General features: G+C 39.3%; 13 protein-coding genes and 1 pseudogene. 5 read left to right on the forward strand and 9 right to left on the reverse strand.

Translation table 11 applies throughout. The features are described 5' to 3' along the window. Positions 1-276: 276 nt before the first annotated feature. The 7 genes from L1283_RS01675 to L1283_RS01705 form a co-directional block, all read right to left on the reverse strand. Positions 277-2,442 carry a glycoside hydrolase family 97 protein gene (locus tag L1283_RS01675; RefSeq protein ID WP_088162443.1) on the reverse strand — a complete coding sequence of 722 codons (2,166 nt, stop codon included), beginning with the start codon at positions 2,440-2,442 and terminating at the stop codon, positions 277-279. A gap of 52 nt (positions 2,443-2,494) precedes the next feature. Further along, entirely contained in the window at positions 2,495-3,874 is a 1,380-nt protein-coding gene (locus L1283_RS01680; RefSeq protein ID WP_429625683.1) for an alpha-galactosidase, read from the reverse strand. Between the two features lie 5 nt (positions 3,875-3,879). After that, entirely contained in the window at positions 3,880-5,019 is a 1,140-nt protein-coding gene (locus tag L1283_RS01685; protein ID WP_070566766.1) for a SusF/SusE family outer membrane protein, read from the reverse strand. A 34-nt stretch (positions 5,020-5,053) separates the two neighbouring features. After that, entirely contained in the window at positions 5,054-6,763 is a 1,710-nt protein-coding gene (locus L1283_RS01690; protein WP_070566764.1) for a RagB/SusD family nutrient uptake outer membrane protein, read from the reverse strand. 20 nt (positions 6,764-6,783) lie between these two features. Next, complete coding sequence (locus tag L1283_RS01695) at positions 6,784-9,726, reverse strand: SusC/RagA family TonB-linked outer membrane protein (protein WP_070566761.1); 2,943 nt, start codon at positions 9,724-9,726, stop codon at positions 6,784-6,786. 391 nt (positions 9,727-10,117) lie between these two features. Further along, the gene (locus tag L1283_RS01700; RefSeq protein WP_088162441.1) at positions 10,118-11,794 is read right to left on the reverse strand and encodes a DUF6377 domain-containing protein; all 1,677 of its coding nucleotides are present in this window, start codon (positions 11,792-11,794) and stop codon (positions 10,118-10,120) included. 232 nt (positions 11,795-12,026) lie between these two features. After that, complete coding sequence (locus L1283_RS01705; protein ID WP_070566757.1) at positions 12,027-12,266, reverse strand: DUF1569 domain-containing protein; 240 nt, start codon at positions 12,264-12,266, stop codon at positions 12,027-12,029. 218 nt (positions 12,267-12,484) lie between these two features. Between L1283_RS01705 and L1283_RS01710 the strand changes: the two genes are divergently transcribed. From L1283_RS01710 to L1283_RS01720, 3 genes are all read left to right on the forward strand, one after another. After that, a complete protein-coding gene (locus L1283_RS01710; protein WP_070566755.1) occupies positions 12,485-12,769 on the forward strand; it encodes a right-handed parallel beta-helix repeat-containing protein in 285 nt (94 codons plus the stop codon). A 254-nt stretch (positions 12,770-13,023) separates the two neighbouring features. Beyond that, entirely contained in the window at positions 13,024-13,500 is a 477-nt protein-coding gene (locus L1283_RS01715) for a transposase family protein (protein WP_088162440.1), read from the forward strand. Then, on the forward strand, positions 13,451-13,891 hold the full coding sequence (locus L1283_RS01720; RefSeq protein WP_429625691.1) for a hypothetical protein: 441 nt from the start codon (positions 13,451-13,453) through the stop codon (positions 13,889-13,891). Before L1283_RS01715 ends, L1283_RS01720 begins: the two co-directional genes overlap by 50 nt. 172 nt (positions 13,892-14,063) lie before the next feature. Here L1283_RS01720 and L1283_RS01725 read toward each other — a convergent pair. After that, a pseudogene (locus L1283_RS01725) lies at positions 14,064-14,918 on the reverse strand (IS3 family transposase); the annotation flags it as partial. Beyond that, complete coding sequence (locus L1283_RS01730) at positions 14,906-15,187, reverse strand: transposase (RefSeq protein ID WP_070566746.1); 282 nt, start codon at positions 15,185-15,187, stop codon at positions 14,906-14,908. The pseudogene L1283_RS01725 and the gene L1283_RS01730, both read right to left, overlap by 13 nt. Positions 15,188-15,349: 162 nt before the next feature. Between L1283_RS01730 and L1283_RS01735 the strand changes: the two genes are divergently transcribed. After that, entirely contained in the window at positions 15,350-16,228 is an 879-nt protein-coding gene (locus L1283_RS01735) for an AraC family transcriptional regulator (RefSeq protein ID WP_070566744.1), read from the forward strand. 224 nt (positions 16,229-16,452) lie between these two features. After that, positions 16,453-19,515 carry a SusC/RagA family TonB-linked outer membrane protein gene (locus tag L1283_RS01740; protein WP_157698540.1) on the forward strand — a complete coding sequence of 1,021 codons (3,063 nt, stop codon included), beginning with the start codon at positions 16,453-16,455 and terminating at the stop codon, positions 19,513-19,515. Positions 19,516-19,522 lie beyond the last annotated feature (7 nt).

Below are 19,522 nucleotides of genomic sequence, written 5' to 3' on the forward strand. Positions count from 1 at the left end.
TTAAAATATTTTCGCAACTAGCTTCATGATATCGCTTTACTGGTTTTTGAATTTACAAAACAGGATGTAAGAAATAGAACTGCATATATAACGCATTGCATCTCGTTGGTAGTCCGATATCAAGTTCGCTAATGAACATTAGTTATATCGATCCGTTAAACTATCATAAGTGAGATAGGGATGAAGGCCTTATTAATTATAGAAATGGATAAGACATTTAGGGATTCATTTCCGTTTGGATACGAAAAATCCTCCCTATGATCTCATCAATTGCCTTTATTTCTTGATTGGGACAATCGAAACAGCATAACCACCGCCTGCGGCACAATGTTGAACGATCGTATCCTTTTTCGTTACTCTTGTAGTTTTTATTGTATACGCTTGTGGTTTTGTCTTATAGTTTGCGTCTGACGCATCAGCATAAATAGTTGCCAAATAGGTCTTTCCTTCATCCAGAAAATCAAATTTTATCTTCGATGTTCTGCTGGAATTTCCATTTACACTTCCTAAAAACCATTTTTCTGTATTTTTTTCTTTACGGGCAACGGTAATATATTGACCAGGTTCAGCCTCTAAATATTTACTGTCATCCCAATCCAGCCCGACATCTTTAATAAATTGAAAAGCATCTGGAAAACGATCATAATTTTCCGGAAAATCTGCTGCCATCTGCAAAGGGCTATACATTGTTACATATAGCGCCAATTGGTTGGCCAACGTACTATTCACATGGGCACCATTGGCGAGGTTCATTTCAAAAATACCAGGGGTATAATCCATTGGACCGCCAATAAGTCTTGTAAAAGGCAAGATAGTTACATGATTAGGCTTTATGCCACCGAATGCATGGTATTCTGTACCTCTAGCAGATTCATTGCCTATCAAATTTGGCCAGGTACGTGCTACACCCGTCGGACGTACAGCTTCGTGCTGATTAACCATAATTTGGTAGGAAGCTGCTTTTTCTACAGCATACTGAAAATGGTTATTTGTCCATTGGCTATAGTGGTGTTCACCCAATGGAAGAATATTTCCTACATACCCACTTTTTACAGCATCATAACCCAATTGGTTCATCAGCCTATAGGCTGTATCGATATGTCGCTCATAGTTGCGGATAGATCCGGATGTCTCATGATGCATAATCAGTTTCACACCTTTGGCGTGTGCATAATCGTTTAATCCTTTGAGATCAAAATCAGGATAAGGCGTGACAAAATCAAAGACATAATCTTTATCATTACCAAACCAATCTTCCCATCCGATATTCCATCCTTCAACCAAAACACCCTCAAAACCATGCTTCGCAGCAAAATCTATATACTTTTTAACGTTTGCTGTTGTCGCGCCATGGGTACCATTTGGTTTTGCCTTACTGAAATCTGTTATTCCCAACTGGACAGACGGAAATTCATTTGTATAGGACCAACTACTCTTACCGGAAATCATTTCCCACCACACGCCTACATATTTTGTAGGCTTTATCCAGGAAGTATTTTGTATTTTGCTTGGCTCATTCAAATTATAGGTCATCTTAGACGCCAATATATCTCTTGCATCATCACTTACGATAATTGTTCTCCAAGGTGAGGTAGCGGGTGCTTGCATTTTACCCTTATCGCCATGTGAATCTGGTGTAAGCCAAGATTCAAAAACAAAATTTTTGTCATCCAAATTGAGGTGCATCGTCGAATAATTCAGACAGCTTGCTTCATGTAAATTGATGTAAACACCTTCATTGGTTTTTAGCATCAACGAGGTCTGTACCCCCGTTGGCGAGAAGGAGGTTTGAGAGACGTTTCCACCTTCGTAAGCGCTTCCCATCAAACCCCTTATTTCAGATAGTTTAGATGTGGTATAATTATATTCCTGGGTGTCATAATCGCCAGGAATCCAATAAGCAGTATGGTCACCAGTCATGGCAAACTGGCTATGTTCCTCTTTAATAGTGAAGTAATTTAGGTTTTTCTGCAGTGGAAATTCATACCGAAAACCGAGACCATCATCAAATAAGCGAAAACGGATAATAATTTGGCGCTCTGTTTGTTTTTGGTTTAATGTGACAGCGAGTTCATTATAATGGTTTCTTACATTTTTAGTTTCTCCCCATACCGGTTGCCATGTTTCATCGAAAGTGCTGGTCTTTGAATCGGAGATTTCAAAATTGCTATAAAGCGAGCTCTTCTTTTTTATCTGGGTTTCACCATCCGTTTGTCCCCTTAAATGTAATTCTTCATCCGGTTTGAGCTTGAGTTCCAATCCCAGATTGCTGGTCTTGATTACCACGTTGTTTTTAAACTTTAATTCGTAGGTTGGCGTACCTTCTTTTGTCAATCCAAAGGCCAGTTCAAATCTTCCATTGGGCGATTTTATCTGTTGCCCCCGTGCTACGATCCCGTTAGAGCAAAAGACGACAAATAAAAGAAAAATTGATTTTTTCATCATTTCTATTTTAGCATATATATTAAAATTCAGTATTGTTATGAGCTTTGGATTACTTCGTCAATCGCAAAACTGTTACACCATGGGGTGGAATATTTTCAAAATAGGAACTCATTGTCCCCAGGTCTTCATGTTTCCATAAATCCCTTACCCGCCAATGGCTGCCAGATAAATCTGTAAAATTCAATCCTCTGGTTTGATAGTTACTCTCTCTATTAAAAAGGGCTATGACCCAATCACCATTGGTCAACTGACCTTTCCAGATTTGGCTTTTTGGATCTTTCGGATCGTTGGTTAAGGGTTTTCCGACAAATCCATCTTCTCTTAAAGCAAGTAGTTCCCTATTTTGGTAAAGCCAAAGATTTTTACCGATGGAATTATAACGGTCTCCAACTGTGACAGCGCCGCGAGAAATGAAGCAGGCTGAGATTACACTCTTCTTTTCATGATCATTTGAAAAAGTATTGATCCGAAGAAAATCAGCATCCAGTATCATCTTTCCTCTGCCTGAAATGTTAGACCAATAGGTCAGACCATCCATGCCATTTGCATATTGTGACCATCCAACACGTTTGATTCCACGTTCATTGTCGCTCCATCGCCACCATTTGCCATCTCCAACATCGTCGTTGACGCGGATCATGTGTCCGTATTTTTGCTCTACCTGCGCATCATTATAGAGATGTGGCATCACCAGACATAAGAAAATTCCATTTTTATCGCAGGCTTCACGCATCCACCGAAGAGCTTTCTCGTAGTACGCCGCCGGACGTACTGGACCTACTGTCCCCATATTCCTATCTTTTCCATCTTCAAACCAGGAAAGAAAATCTACGCGTAGATAGCGCACACCCATATCCGCATAGTATTGAATATATCCTTTGACATATTCTTCGGCTCCCGGTTTGTCAACTTGTACCCATTTAAACCAGGTGGCCTGTTCATCTTCTTTCATGATGCTGGAAAGGGGAATATTCGTTCCTTTAATTTTTACACCAGCATCAGCGGCCAATTTGATTACCCATAGGGGGTTGTTGTATATTCCCAAAGTCATCCCTCTACCTTTCAGGTTATCGGACCACCAGGCGTAGTCGTGCTTCCATTTGGACGAGTGGGTTGTACGATAACCATCGGCGTTGTATTTAAAGTCGTCGCCCCAGCCGTCGATACAGACCATCTTGTAACCTAAAGATTTTAGGTTGTTGTCAATCCAGTTGATATTCTTTTCCCATTCATCTTCAGGAATATAACCATCCGTTTCGAAGTTATATTCGTAAGGGCTCCAATATAGTGGGCCGACGAACGGATTTTGCAAACTGTCTGGATGAATTATCTTTGTGGTTATATCATTTGAAGGAGTTTTTGAACATGCTGTCATAAACAGCATGTTCAAAAATACAAGTGGTGTAGCGAGTTGATGAAATCGTCTCATATGGCCTAATTTTTGACAATTGAAATTGTTTCGTAAAGCTGGTTGAAGGTAATTTTATACGTTCCAGCTTCGGTAATTTTCCATTTGTTGTCGATTTTACCCTCAGCGATAATTATTGCATCTTTTCCTGTTGTTCCTTCTCCATTGGTTGGTGGCATGAAGAAATCTCCGTCCCAGCTTCCGGTTGCGGTTGGGATCTTAAATTCGCCCACTTTTAATGAGCCTGTATAAGTAAACTCATAAGGGTTTCCTGCTGTAGGCACCATTGGTGTTGGATTATCTATTGTCCAGCCAGAAGGCACAGCGTCCCCTACGAGCCATATCTGCTTGTACGGGGTAAAAGGTTTGATCGTTATAAATGGGGTTGCACTGATATTAAGCAGAATCTTGTAAGCGCCAGCAGTTGCGATGTTCCATTTATAATCAGGGTTTCCACCCGGAACCAGCTGAACACCAGTTTCGGAAAGTTTTGGATGGTTTGCTAAAGGCATAAAGAAATCTGTCCCCCAATTTCCTGTCGCTACAGGGATTTTAAAGTCACCAGCATTCAATACTTCATTAAACTTAAACTGAAAGGCGTTGGTCGGATCTTTCTTCATTGCATTTGGGTTTTCAATATTCCAGCCATTTGGCGTAGCATCGCCCACCACCCATAGGGATGCATACGCCGCACCGACCGGACCAGGAACAACCTGTATGCTGATTGTTTTCGATGTAGTTGACAGCGTTTTTGACGGAATTAGTCCGAGCACCGTAATATCCAGTTTGGACTCTATATTGACCGTCATCTTCAATTTTTCAACTAGTATAGCGTTCAATTCACCCTGGGTAAACCGTTTGCTTATCGCTCCAGAGGCGACTGCTACACTATCCCGTTGCTCACCGTTAGCCAGGATTATTTTATAAGAGATCATTGAGTTTGAAAATGCCGGCCACGAAACCGTAAGCGCATCCTCAGACGGCTTACTCGGATTAATGACCACTTTATCAGCAGATGCTGTAATATCCGTAATTTCGAATGGCAGTGGAGTAGGTGCATCCAGTTCTTTCGAACAGGACTGCACCATTATTAAACATACGCCCCATAGCAGGATATTTCCAAGTTGCTTTGAAGCCGACAATCTTATATTCCAATTAAATTTCATAACTTTCAAAAGGTTTTATACTTACTAAAACTGATTAGTATCCGGGATTCTGTTGCAATGACGGAGTTAGTGTGAAAACACTCTGACCAATAGGATAAATTTTAGTATGATCACTATTATCAGGTTCTTTATCCCACCATTTTCCAGAATTGAATTTACCCCAACGAATTAAATCGGTTCGGCGTCTTCCTTCGACCAGGAACTCACGACCCCATTCATCGATCATTTCCTGATCGCTCAATTGCTGTCCCGACTCCAGGTACAGGCTGTTTGAGCCAGTTGGATAGTTACGCTTACGCACCGCATTCAACAATTTTGCGGCGGATCCTTTATCGCCGGTTCTATATTTACATTCAGCTAGTGAATAATAAATTTCAGCAAGTCTAATCTCTGCAAATGCCGAAGAAATGGTATTTGGATCCTTAGAAGGATATATCGGATATTTCGCAACCCATAAGCCAGAGTTGTCATCTGCATGGTTCATATTGGATTCTTTATCTGCGATCTTTGTTCCCGGAGGGGTATCTTTAAACCATCCCACCTGATCACGGGCAAAGATGGTATATCCTCGGTTGCTTTTGACCAATTTTGTCGGATCGCTATAATAGGGGAGGTAACCGAACAAAAACATACCTTCTCTTTTACTATTGCCAAGATTTTTATATTTCTTTAATCGAAGATCATCTGGATAGCGCTGAAATTTGATAAAGGGCTTACCGAGGGCAAAATTATACTCGACACTGTCCACATCCCGTCCTGGCTGAAGGGCATAGCGGGTATTCATATTTCCGAAATCGGTAAAGCCGAAGAAATTTTGAGCCTGATGCGGTGCCATCCACCAATACATATCCGAACTATAATGCCAGTGTGTGCGGGCCAAAGTTGCAGGGAATCCGTAGATAACTTCACTTGAATTTGCGTTATCGTAATCAAAAGGTTTTGACCATATCGTTTCCAATTGGTAATTGCCATATTTTCCGTCTATGATATCCTGACATACCGCAGCACATTCAGCATATTTGCTTTGACCCGTATAAACTTCAGCATTCAGATAAAGTCTGGCCAATAAGGCTGCGGCTCCGCCTTTTGTCCATCTACCAATACCCGTTGTGCCGAGATCCTGACGGAGTGGCAATCCGGGAATAGCATCTTTCAGCTCTTTTTCAATAAAGGCGAAGGTTTCAGCAGGTGTCGCTTGCGGCGGAGTTGCAGTTTCACCCTTTACTTTTGTTACCAGTGGAATATTCCGGTATAAATCAAAAGCCCGTAGGTTGAACCAGGCCCGGAGTGTCTTCAGCTCAGCCACAAAGTCGGCCTTTTCCGCTTCAGTGATCTGAACTTTTTGGATATCCACCTTTTCGATATCCTCAAGCGAGTTTGTAGCTAAACTGATACCCTGAAAAAGAGCTTTCCACATATCACTGGTATAATCATCCTGAACTGTCCAGGTATGGTAATGAGCCCGTTGGTATTTGCCTCCATCAAACCAGTCGCCATCCCTATTTGGGGTCATCAATTGGTCGGCAGGGAGTTCCTGCGCGTAAAATAGACCACCACCCTGAATCGACCAAAAGGCATGTTCAAACGGTCTCAAAAAATCACGGATCACATCTTCTCTTTTCTGTAAGAAATTGTCAGAAGTAATTTTATCATATAAGGTTTCGTCAAGCTTGGTACAGCTTGCGCTTCCCAAAATTAGGGTGCTAATGGAAAGGGGAATTATATAACGTAATGAAAATTTCATCTCTTTGTTGTGTTTAATCGTTAGAATTTAACCTGTAAGCCTGCTAGGAATTGTGCCGTCGATGGATAGTAAGACAAGGAAGTATTTATACCGGGTGTCAGTCCATTAACGGATATTGCTTCAGGATCACCTGTTGTAAACTTGGTGAAAGTATATAGATTGCGTGCTACGGCATACACCCGGATCGAACTGATTTGCTTGACAGGAGGTTTGATATTATAACCAATCGTAATATTGTCGATTTTTACAAAATCACCTTTCTCCAAGAAGTAATCCGAAAGAGTAGAATAGGTCTCTGCATTGGTCAACGCAGCATATTTGCCATTTCCATAAGCCGATTTGAGCACGTTCGCACCAGATTGCGTAACTGGGGTTCCCAAATAAAAAGCGGTCGTGTTAAAGAGGTCGTATTTAAATGAACCTCGTAAAAATACCGAAAGATCGAAGTTTTTGTAGGTAAAGTTCTGTCCCAAACTGGCGGTAAACAATGGTAATCCATTGCCTACAAAACGTTTATCTTCTTCCTTTGCTGTGTTTCCGGGTATAATATTGTTGTCCTTATCATACACCATCAAACGTCCAGTGGCGTCGATACCGGCAGATTCGTACATATAGAAACTGCCGATTCTCCGTCCTTCTTCCAAACGTTGAGCTGGTCCGGGAGACCCCGGCGAAGGCATATAGGACATGAATTGAAAGTTTTGCCCCTTATAAATGTCATTTGAAAAGGAAACGAATTTATTGCTATTTGATGCTCCAGCGAAACTTACCGAATATGAAAAATCTTTCTGGGTGAGGATTTTAGCATTCAATTGCACTTCCAGGCCCGAATTTTTCATAGTACCTACATTGGCAAAGGTTGTTGTTAACACGAATGGTGGAACCGGAACGTTATAGGAGCCTAGTAGATCTTTGTTGGTACGTACATAATAATTGATACTACCACTTATTTTTCGTTGGAAAAGATCAAAATCGACGCCGAAATTTAAGTTCTGTGCTTTTTCCCAACGAAGGTCATAGTTGGTATTCTGACTGGGACCCCAAACTTGGTACGATGCCCCGTTAAATGCAAAATAACCATAACCTTGATAAGTATCTAACGAAAGGTAACTGCCAAAGTCCTGATTACCCGTCTCACCGTAATCTGCTCGAAGTTTCAGGTCATTGATCCAAGAAGCTTTCGGAAAGAAATCCTCTTCCATAATTCGCCAGCCTAAGGAGAGCGCGGGGAAATAACCCCATTTGTTCAGTCTTCCAAATTTAGAAGAGCCTTCATAGCGCAAACTTGCCGATGCATAATATTTATTTGCCAAATCATAATTTACTCTTCCAAAAAAAGCGATCAGTTTCGCATCATTTTTATATGAACCAACCGATCTGAATGTGTAATCACCCGGCTGTGGATTGGTAGGAATAGGGACGTCATATTGACCTGAGCCCAGATTGTTATACGTCAGTACATCGGATGGGAAATTTTGGTTACCCGCATTCATTCCTGAATACAGAAAATAATTATATGCATATCCTCCTAATACGTTAATATTATGTCTTCCGAAACTTTGTTTGTAGTTTCCTGTCCATTCAAATACATACTGGTCACTTTTTTTATAATTTCTTCCTGCTGAATTTCTACCACTATTTCCATTAATCGCGCCTGTATTGTAGGACGGTGTAAAATTGAAATCAAAAAAATCAGAAGATTGTTGTGCCAACGTTACCTGTGTAGACAAGTTTTCCAAAATGTTAAGTTTAAAAGCTGCATTCCAGTCCAGGTACTTGCCCTCGGTTCCATCCAATACCGTGCGAAGTTCTTCAACAGGATTATAAGCACCAGAAAAACCCGTATTGATATAATTGAATAAGTTTGGATTTTTTGCATCCATCACCGGCAATGTCGGATTTAGTGTCAAACTTTGATTGAATGCATTATAACTGGCATTATTTGCTTTAAGGAACCTGGGCGCAATGGTTACAGTGGCTGTATACAGGTTATTGGCCGAGGTATGGGACAGATTCAACCGCGCCCCGTATTCTTTCTTGTCTGAACGTAAGTCCAATCCATGAGCATTGCGCAGGTCAAATGAGACGATATAATTGGTTTGTCTGTTTCCACCAGCTAACTGAAGCGTATTTTTTTGATTAAAGGCGAATTTGCGCGATACTTCGTTAAACCAATTGGTATTTCCTCCAAAATCCGTTCCTCGGTTGTGTTTTAAAAAATCTTCGGCACTGAGAACCTGGATACGGTTATTCGGTAAGTCAAAACTCGCATATCCATCATAAAATGCGTAAGGCTCAGATGTGCCTTTTTTTGTTGTGATAATAATTACGCCATTGCTCCCACGTGTTCCATAGATAGCAGAAGCTGCACCTCCTTTGAGTATATCGATTGATTCAATATCGTTTTGATTTAAGTTGTCAACATTTCCCCCAGGAACACCATTAACCACATAAAGCGGTCCAAGTCCGGCGTTGCGGGAAGACACACCACGTAGTTGCAGACTGGGAGAGGAATTCGGATCTGACTGGCCAGTGTTTACTACACTGAGTCCCGCTACCTTGCCAGCAAGAGCATTAAGTACGCCATTTCCACCAAATACGTTGAGATCCTTACCGTTTAGATGTGTAATGGCGCTGGTTACTTCTTTTTTATCTAGGGTTCCGTAGCCAACTACTACAACGTCCGCTAATCTTTCTTCATTTGTTTCAAGCGTTAGATTATAGACAGTGGCGTTATCAATATTCTTTTCCAATTTTTTATAGCCTAGAAAACTTATCTGTAATTTATCCCCGACATTTACTGCGGATAGTGAAAATCTTCCTTCGTCATCTGTTTTAGTAGCTTTTGGTTTTCCGGATACGGTAATAGAAACACCGGCCATTGGTTTACCTGTCACATCAAGAATTTTCCCTTGAATGTTTTTTTCTTGAGCTTGTACCCATGTCATTATCAGTATCCACATAAACACAGTTAATAGATACTTTAAAGACGAGCACTGTCTTAAATAGATTACCCTCATAAATTGGTTGTTTAAAATTTTTAAATTATCCCTTTTTTGCTGCTTAGGTATTTTCTAAAACAGCCATTGGTTACAGTTCCAAATCTAGAGAAACCAAATCCCAGGAAAAAGATCGTAAACGCAAAATATAAGTCTGGTGAATGTTTAAGTATTTGATTATTAGCTGTTATATCTATATTTTTCTTTAGAAAAATATAGATATAACAGCAGTAAATTAGGTAGGGAAATAACATTTAGCGTACCGAATAATCTAAATTTAACACGCAGTACGATATGTAATACAGCGAATCAGAGCTGTATAGATGGGTATTTAAACGTATCGGGTGTCTTGTTTCTAAATACTTTTAATCGTTCCGATCTGCATGATGTTTTTATCAAATTCATCCTTATCTATGATAGCTTTGCTTTTAATTTTTGCCCGATAAGTATAAATTGTGTTTAAGGAACAATGGAGAAATCCAGCAATTTTGGATGAATCATTTACACCGAGTCTGATTAGGGCGAAGATGCGCAATTCGGTATTCAAGAGCTCATTCGTTTTAAGCATTATCTTTCCATCTTCGGTCAGCAACGAGTTTAAATCGTCTACAAAACTGGGAAAGAGATGAAGAAAAATATGATCAAAGGTATTAAACAGTTCCTTTTTTTCTTTGTCTATTCTCTCGTTAGATTTAACCAAGTTAAGGAGCTCCGAGATTTTGTCTCCCATGATCATTTTCTTTATTAAGGTCTGAAATTTCTCCAATTTCGTGATGTACATTGAACAGATATCAAGAAAATGTCCGATGTATACCTCTTTGATGTGATTGGATTCATACAACAAATTGTTCGTTTTGGACAATTTGTTGTTTACAATTTTATACTCTTCATTTTTAGTTTGTAATTCGTCATTTAGTTTATTGAGATCCTGATTTGCTTTAAATAATTCGAGCCTGAACCTACTCACTTTTCTCATCTGTTTATAAACATATATTATCGCTAGTATCAATAATATGGAAAGGACGGAAGCAACAATTAAAAACGTAAACAATTGCTCCTTTTTTTGTTTTTGATGTTCCTGATAAGAGGTATCAATAATTGGGAAAATTTGAGAAACTTCATAGGTCCTAAATTTAGCATTGCAGAAGATTGCGTCTTCAAGCGATGATTTTATACACATATAGGATTCATCGATGTAACCTTGTTGGTGCAGTAAAAATGCTAACGCTTGCATGGAAGTATTTTCTTTTATCGCATTTTTAATATCGCAAGCTGCGGATATAATCAGCAGTTCGCACTGTTTGCCTACATTGCCTTCCTTTCGGTATATTTCTGAAAGTGAGAATGCAAGCATTGCTTTTTCATGGCTATCTTCCTTTATTGTCGCGAATATTGAATTCAAGATTACTTTAGCCTCTTTTATTTTGTTCAGGTCGATCAGTTTTTCTGCATATACCATTTTGTAGTGATTCGAAGATTCATCAAGCAGCGTTAATAAAGAATCACGATAATTACGGCTAATTGCTAAATAATTTTTTTGGTTATAATTATGGTATGCATAAAACTTGAAAAAGTTCTTTTGAGCATCCAGATATTTTATTTTTAGGTGATTGTTTAATTTTTGGATGGGTATTCTATCCAAAATATCTTTAGAATCAATGTACATACCTGCGACCAGATAATGTAGAGAAAGGTCTAATTCAGTTTCTAGTATCCAATTTGGACTCTGGAGTTTATTTGCCAGTTCCAAATTTTTCTTAGCATAATAAATAGCGGAATCAGATTTATAGGATGCGTATGAGCTACTCAGCTGTTTTTGTAATTCAAATTTTAGATTCAGATTTTCGGTGCTATTGTCCAGCTTTTTTTTTATCAGGGAAAGATAAAGCTCTTTTTGCTCAACAAAAGTATCTTTATTTTGAATGAGATTAGTAAGATTGAGAATTGAGGAGTCTTTTAAAGCAATCGCTTTAGTTTTGGAAATTGTGGCTATAAAAAATAAAATCAGATATAAAAATACAGGTTTTCCCATTTATATTAGTAGAATACTATTCAAATTAAAGAAATTGAGCAGATCAAATATAAATAAATAACTTGAGTTTGTTCAATGGCGCTTTTTTTATAATAGATCATATCCGAGATTAAACACAATCCTGCGTGTTGAAACATTACACCAATAATGACCTATTCCATTTTCAGATACCTGCCCTCGAACGAACCCGTTATAACGTCTGACACATGTAGCGGTTCCGTGACTTTTTGGGTTACGCTCCAAACTGCTTTAAATGGTGGTTGCAATGTTTGTATATGAACTGACCTAATTGGGCTCTGGACATTCTACCAAAGAACCAATGTACAAATGTAGCTTTTTCAAATGTTTCATATTGCTCGATTAATAATTGCGTTACTGTCATTTTTCCCCAAAGAGCATCGCTGTCCTCGTGTAATAAATTAATTCTTTCGATGACCGCTTCTCTTATGTTTTTCTCAAATATTGATTTCATATTAGGAACATTTATCTATTCTATCTGGATTTTGATCATTTGCAGTCTTACAAATCTAACAGATTTGTTCTTCGATCGACTTTGCATAGGATAAGAAATAGAATTGCATATCTATCGCATTACATCTCGTTGATAGTCTGATAGACAGGATAATTTTTTGAACAAGATATTTTGAAAGTGGATTTTTAGCCCTGGATCAAACTGCCGGAAATGTTGTTTTGGGTGTTGGGAAAACGGGCATCTCGTTATATACGGTCGACAACTGTTCCGTAGAGGGAAATATTATTGAGGGGAATGATTCCAATGAGGTCGGTATCGATATTCAATCTTCTTCGGTACGCAGATCATCAGATATCAATGTGAGCGGAAACCAGATCAAAAGCGGATTTAAAAACGGTATCAACACTTTTAAATCGACAGGAACAGGATTTGACAGGATAGCTATCACAGACAATCGGTTGAAAACTGTGGTGCAGCATATCCAGTTAAAAGGTAAATTTTGAGCTACTTTAATTTCGTGCTTAATTTATTTCTGCAAAGTATACATCTCCGAATATCGCAATAACAAACATGAGCAAATAAAAAATGTGAAGTCTGGATATACTTGAACAAGCTGACCCCTCAAAATTGAATTAGAATTAGGGATGCGTAGTGCGTTTAAAGCTGTTATTCAACTGCCATACTGGCTGATGTTGGTTCTTCCCCACTTTTGGTGGTAATACCATTATATTTGTCTTCAATTAGCGTTCATATTTTAATGAATGCATCAAAACTTGTTTTTTCGGACGATGGTGATAACTTCAGGATTATATCAGTAGATAACCAGCAAGATGTACTGGTAGTTTATGTGCAGAGTACTACCCAAAGTGCTGTCTGCCCAAACTGCTGCATCACTTCGAAAAGAATCCACAGCTATTACACCCGCAAGATCGCAGACCTTCCTGTCTTTGGTAAAACTTCCAGAATTATTCTTCGCTCTCGTAAATTTTATTGTCATCAAGACGAATGTCCGTTCAAAATATTCACCGAGAGGCTCGAGAGTCATTTCAGGCCATATAAACGGAGGACTGAGCGTCTGGAAAGTAAGATCAGACAACTTGGGCTTCTTGCCGGAGGAAGGCCTGCTCAGCGGATTTGTACCATATTGTCTATACCCACTAGCGATACGACTATACTACGGTTGATTGAAAAAAGCGATTTTTCACCAGCAAAAGGTGTTGAAAAATTTAAGTGAGGCTGTACAGAAAGTTTTGATTAGGCATTACAGCAAAGCCACAGCTTTGTTGGCCAATAAGCAGTTGCGGGTTGACGATCAACAAATAGCTGAAAATCAAAGCTCACTATCTGAAAACAGAAGCTCTCCGGATTCAGCTCATGGCGGGATCCGCTTAAAGCGGTTTGAGCAACTGAAGGAATTACAGAAAAAAGGATATTCCATACGTGCCATGGCACGGCATCTGTGCATGCACAGACAAACCGTCAAAAACTATTTGGACATGGAAACCTTGCTCCGGAAATCTCAATGCAAGATTAATCCGCTTGAAAAATTCTTTTACGCATATAAAAAAGCGTATGGGGGAAGAGCCGAGCATATTGATCACCACATTGTGGCAGGAGCTCGATGATACTGCCGGTTTGTTGGACAACTAAATTCAAACTTAATATATAATCTTCAATTTTTGACTGTATTTGCTAATATTTTTCTTTTTTCAAATCCCCTCCCCAAAGTGATTGAGGGTGTTTGAAAAAGAGGGAAATATTATACCTACCACCAGCTTTCCTTATTGCACCGACCAATTATGAGGCTTTCTTTGCGTAATAAACAGTGTCTGGAGTTTCATCATCAAGCGAATCGTGCCGTCTTATCGTGTTATAAAAGGTAACATAAGCGTTAACTTTCTGATAGAGATCCATCCCTGCGTTAGGAGGATTCAAATAGATTTTCTCTCTCTTTAGTGAACCCCAAAATCTTTCTATGTAAATGTTATCGATCGCACGACCTTTGCCATCCATAGATATTTGAACTTCTGCATCTTGCAGCGCACGAACAAAGATACTGGAAGTAAATTGAGAGCCTTGATCTGTATTAAAAATATCTGGTTTACCGTGTTTTTCAATCGTTTCAAGCATGATATCCCTGCACCATTCTGCATTCATTGTATTGGAAACTCCCCAACCCATGATCTTTCTACTATACACATCGATGATAGCAAACATGTACATAAAACCCCGGAACATGGGGATGTAGGTTATATCAGCCTGCCACACCTGATTTATTCGTTCTATCTTGAGATTCCTCAGAAGATAGGGGAACTTATAATCAGCTTTGTTTGATCTACTCAAATTCTTCTTCGGATATATCGTCCTAAGGTTCATGAGCTTATAAAGCCTCCGAATACGTTTCTCACCTACAAAATACCCCAGGTCTTTACACAGGTGAACAGTCATACGTTTAACACCATAAAATGGACAATCTAGAAATTTGCGATCTATCGCATTCATCAGCTGTTGCTTCAGCGTAGATACTCCCTTAGATTTGAAATAGTAACTGCTATGAGGGAGTTCTATGATTTTACACTGTTTATGAATGCTCAGATGGTGGTGGGACGGGCAAATAAGCTTACGTTTATCTTCTGTGCTCATTTGCCCAAGATTTTTTTTAAGAAATCAACCTGCATCTGGAGTTCGCCGATCTTCGAATAGAGCTCTTTCTCTTTCGAATCATCATTAACCATAGGCTTATCCGTCGTAAATGCTGCTTCAGCATTATCTAAGAATTCCCGCTTCCAGGTATTGATCTGCGTAGCTTGAACTTCATATTTAGAGGCAAGCTCATGAATCGTTTGCTGTTCCTTAATAGCTTCGATAGCTACTTTAGCTTTGAAGCTTGCACTAAACTTTCTTCGTGTTTTTTCATCTATTAACTGCTAATTTAAACATTTAAACAGTTATCCAGTATTTGGGGAGTATCATAAATATAATACTATTTTAACTGATAATAGCTTGATTCATACTATTTGATTGTTCTGTTATTGTTTATTAATAACTATAGTGTTATTTTAGATAATAGTATTTTAACAATTATGAGCCACCATCCGATCAAAGAAGTCACTCCATTAAGAGAAACAGAATGCTTCACTGTGTTTCATCGCATTAAAGATAAATTTGATTTTCCATATCATTACCATGAGGAGTACGAATTAAATATGATTTTGAATGCTTCCGGTGCTCAGCGAGTTGTCGGAGACAGGATTGAAGAAATTGGAGATTATGAGCTCGTTTTGACAGGCCCTAATTTGCCACATGGCTGGTTCAATAATAATTGTAGATCAAAGAATATTGTTGAAGTGACAGTGCAATGGAATAAAGATCTATTTAGCGATCAATTTTTAAATAAAAATCAACTGAATTTTATTAAAAGAATGTTGCAAGTAAGCAGCTTTGGTATAAAATTCTCGAAAAGCACTATTAAGTCAATCGCACCCGAAATATTGAATTTGCATAAAACGGTGGGGTTTGATTCAGTGATAAAATTAATGCTAATTTTGCGGGATTTATCGGTAAGCAAAGACACTGAACTACTGGTTGAGGGAGATATGCTTTTGGACAAATCACTGAATTTTCGAAGCCGTCGTTTAGATGTAGCATTTGATTATATGAATAAAAACTTCAGCAAATTGATCTCCCTTAATGACGTCGCCGAACTGGTCAATATGTCCGAAGTTTCTTTCTCCCGGTTTATAAAGAAACGTACAGGAAAAACATTTATTGACAATCTCAATGAAATAAGACTTGGCCACGCTACCAGAATGTTAATAGAGACGAGCAATACAGTCGCTGAGATTTGTTACCTATGTGGTTTTAATAATATTTCCAACTTTAACCGGGCATTCAAACGTAAAAAAAATTGTACCCCATCTGCCTATAGACTCAACTTCAGTGGCAGCCGTGTTTTCATTTAAGAGTTAAAATAATATATATAGTATTTTGTGGTTTTGATTGTAAGATGGGGTATATTTTAATTTGAGTATAACATTTGGTTAAAATAGTATTGATCTTTAAGTGGGGTATTGGAATATATTTGTCTAATACTTGAGGCTAACCAATTAAGAAAGGGATATACAGTACGTATGCTTAATAGAAGTTACCCATAGTAAGCAATTTATAAATCTAAATGTTATATATTATGAGAAGAAGTTTATTGACGACTTATACTCTTTTTTGCAGTGCGCTATTTGCCGTTCAATTAAGTGTTGCTCAGAGTCGATTAGTTTCCGGAACCGTTCGGGACAATCAGGGTCAGCCTTTAGCTGGAGTAACAGTAAAATATGGAAATCAGGCAGTCACCACAAATGAAAAAGGGAATTATCAGATTTCTGTGCCAGGCGGAACAGGAGTTTTGACCTTCACTTCGCTCGGACTCAAGACCGAAAACGTCCAATTAAATAATCAAACAGTTGTAAATGCAGTTTTGGCAACCGCCACAGTCGATCTCGAGGATGTGGTTGTTATCGGTTACGGCGGAGTTAAAAAGAGTGATCTTACAGGCGCTGTGGCCACACTCAAAGGTGGGGACCTAAACAAGACTCCGGCTTCATCAGTGGATCAATTATTGCAAGGAAAGATCCCTGGAGTCCAAGTGGCAATTTCAAGCGGTAAGCCTGGAGCTGGCGCTACAGTACGTATCCGTGGTAATAGCTCTCTCAATGGATCCAATGCGCCACTTGTTGTTGTTGATGGATTTCCCTGGGGTGATGCAGGAGATCTAAAACAGATAAATCCTGAAGATATTGAGTCCATCGAAGTACTTAAGGACGCCTCATCAGCAGCAATATATGGTTCGCGTGGGGCCAATGGAGTTATTATGGTTACCACCAAAAAGGCAAGAGCCGGTAAACCAAGAATATCTTTAAACACTTTAAATTCTATTTCGACACTAGCTGTCAAACCTGATCTTTGGCGTGATGGCATCGAAGAAGCTGTTTATGCAAATGAGGCGGCATTAAATGGGGGGACTCCTTTAAGTCAATTACCTTATCTAGGCGAAGTTAGGAGTGGGGTTTACTTTCCGTCTATAGCTGAATTGCGCGGGTTGGACCCCAATAAACCACAGTGGACCACCAATACCGACTGGGCAGATTTAGTCTATCGAAACCCTTTTTCCCAAAACTATACGCTTGGTGTAGATGGAGGTTCAGATAATACAAAATACTCCATGTCCGGTAATTATTATAAGGAAGAGGGACTCGCGATAAAAAATGCGTATGACAAATATACCGGCAGATTGAATTTAGACCAAAAATTAACTGAGGCTATCTCCGCTGGTACAAATGTGATATTGACACATACGAACAATCAAGGGCAAAATTTGAGTGCCGGCCGTACGCGTATATTCCCTGTTTATGACAAAAATGGAAACTATTTTCGTACATCGGCTACGGATTTTGGTAATCCGATAGCGATTGCTAATGAAGTGCTCAACAAGTCAAAGACTATAGACGTCTTGGCTACAGTATTTGCTAATATAAAATTTACTGATTGGCTTCAGTTTAGGACACAGTTAAGTACTAAGTTTGGTAATTCTGTTGGTGATATCTACGAGCCAGCCACTGTGACATTTCGAGGTTATGAAAATACAGGTTATGGCTCTATTAGCAACTATAACAATAATGAGCTAGTCAATGAAAACTATCTCACCATCAACAAGACATTTAACGATATACATCGCTTTAATATTGTAGGAGGTTTCTCTTTACAGACATCAACAACCAGAACGAGTAATTTGATAGGGATGAATTTTGTCAACGATAACCTTCAAAATGAAAATCTCAACAGTGCAAAGACAAAGACACTCAGTAATGGACTCTCTTCATCTACATTGAATTCTTGGTTTGGACGGGTAAATTATGCTTTAGCAGATAAGTATCTTTTTACCCTGACCGGTCGCGCAGATGGCTCTACTAAATTTGGGGACAATAATAAGTGGGCCTTTTTCCCGTCAGCAGCATTCGCCTGGAAAATAAGTGAAGAAGAATTCATTAAACACCTGGGCGCATTTTCCGAGCTGAAATTTAGAGCAAGTTATGGATTGACAGGTAATCAGGGGATATCTCCTTATCAGACCATGGACCGCTATGGCTCTGAGCGCTATTTTGTAGGATCACAAAATGGTTTTATGACGGGCTTTGGTCCGGGCTTGGCCGGAGCCAATAATGAGCAGGGGCTTACTGTCGTTGGTGGCTTAGGGAACAAAAGCCTAAAGTGGGAGACGACAACATCTTTCGATATTGGTTTGGATATCGGGTTTATGAACCAGCGCTTTACCCTGACGGCAGATTATTACGACAAGCAGACGAAAGATTTACTCCGTACGCGTACAATTTCACCATCCTCAGGCTTTGATCAACAATGGGTAAACGATGGTGAAATAAGTAACCGTGGTTTCGAATTGGGACTCAATGCTAAAGTAATTCAAACCGACGGTTTACAGTGGTCTGTTGGTGGCAATTTCGCTCTCAACCGTAACAAAGTGGTTAGAATGGGCGAGAGTGACCGTGTTGTCACAGGATCATTGATTGAAATGGTACGTCAGAATGTCAACCATTTTATCGTTGGCCAACCAATGTATACGTTCTATGGTTATCGTGCAAATGGAATAATTCAAACATTGGAGGAAGGGATAGGTGCCGGACTTACTGGGCGGGAGGCATTACCAGGTGAGATTAAATACGTCGATATCAGCGGCCCTAAGGGCGAGTCTGATGGGACCATAGATCCTACATATGACCGTACAGTAATTGGCGACCCTACACCTAAATTCATTTATAGCTTTAATACCAGTGCTTCGTACAAGCGTTTTGACCTAAGTGCCCAGTTTTACGGCGTATATGGGAATGATGTTTTCGATCTTCAAAAGATGACACCGAGCAGGCAAGTGCAGCGCTGGACGCCCGATAACCCAAGTCAGTTATATCCTAGAGCCAATAATACGCGAGGCTATAAAGCTTCGGATTTTTTCGTTGAAGACGGTTCCTTTCTTAGACTGCAAAATGTTACCATTGGCTATAATTTTAAGCCGGGCCTGATTGCTGGCATCAGCACATTAAGGTTGTTTGCCGCCGGCAATAACTTACTGACTTTTACCAAATTTAACAAGGGTTTTGATCCCGAGATGGGATTGGATGGAATCAACTGGGGTAATTACCCACGACCTCGAACTTATTCCCTTGGATTATCCGTTGGATTTTAAATTAAAC

The sequence above is a fragment of the Sphingobacterium sp. HSC-15S19 genome (assembly GCF_050433745.1).
GTDB lineage: Bacteria > Bacteroidota > Bacteroidia > Sphingobacteriales > Sphingobacteriaceae > Sphingobacterium > Sphingobacterium siyangense.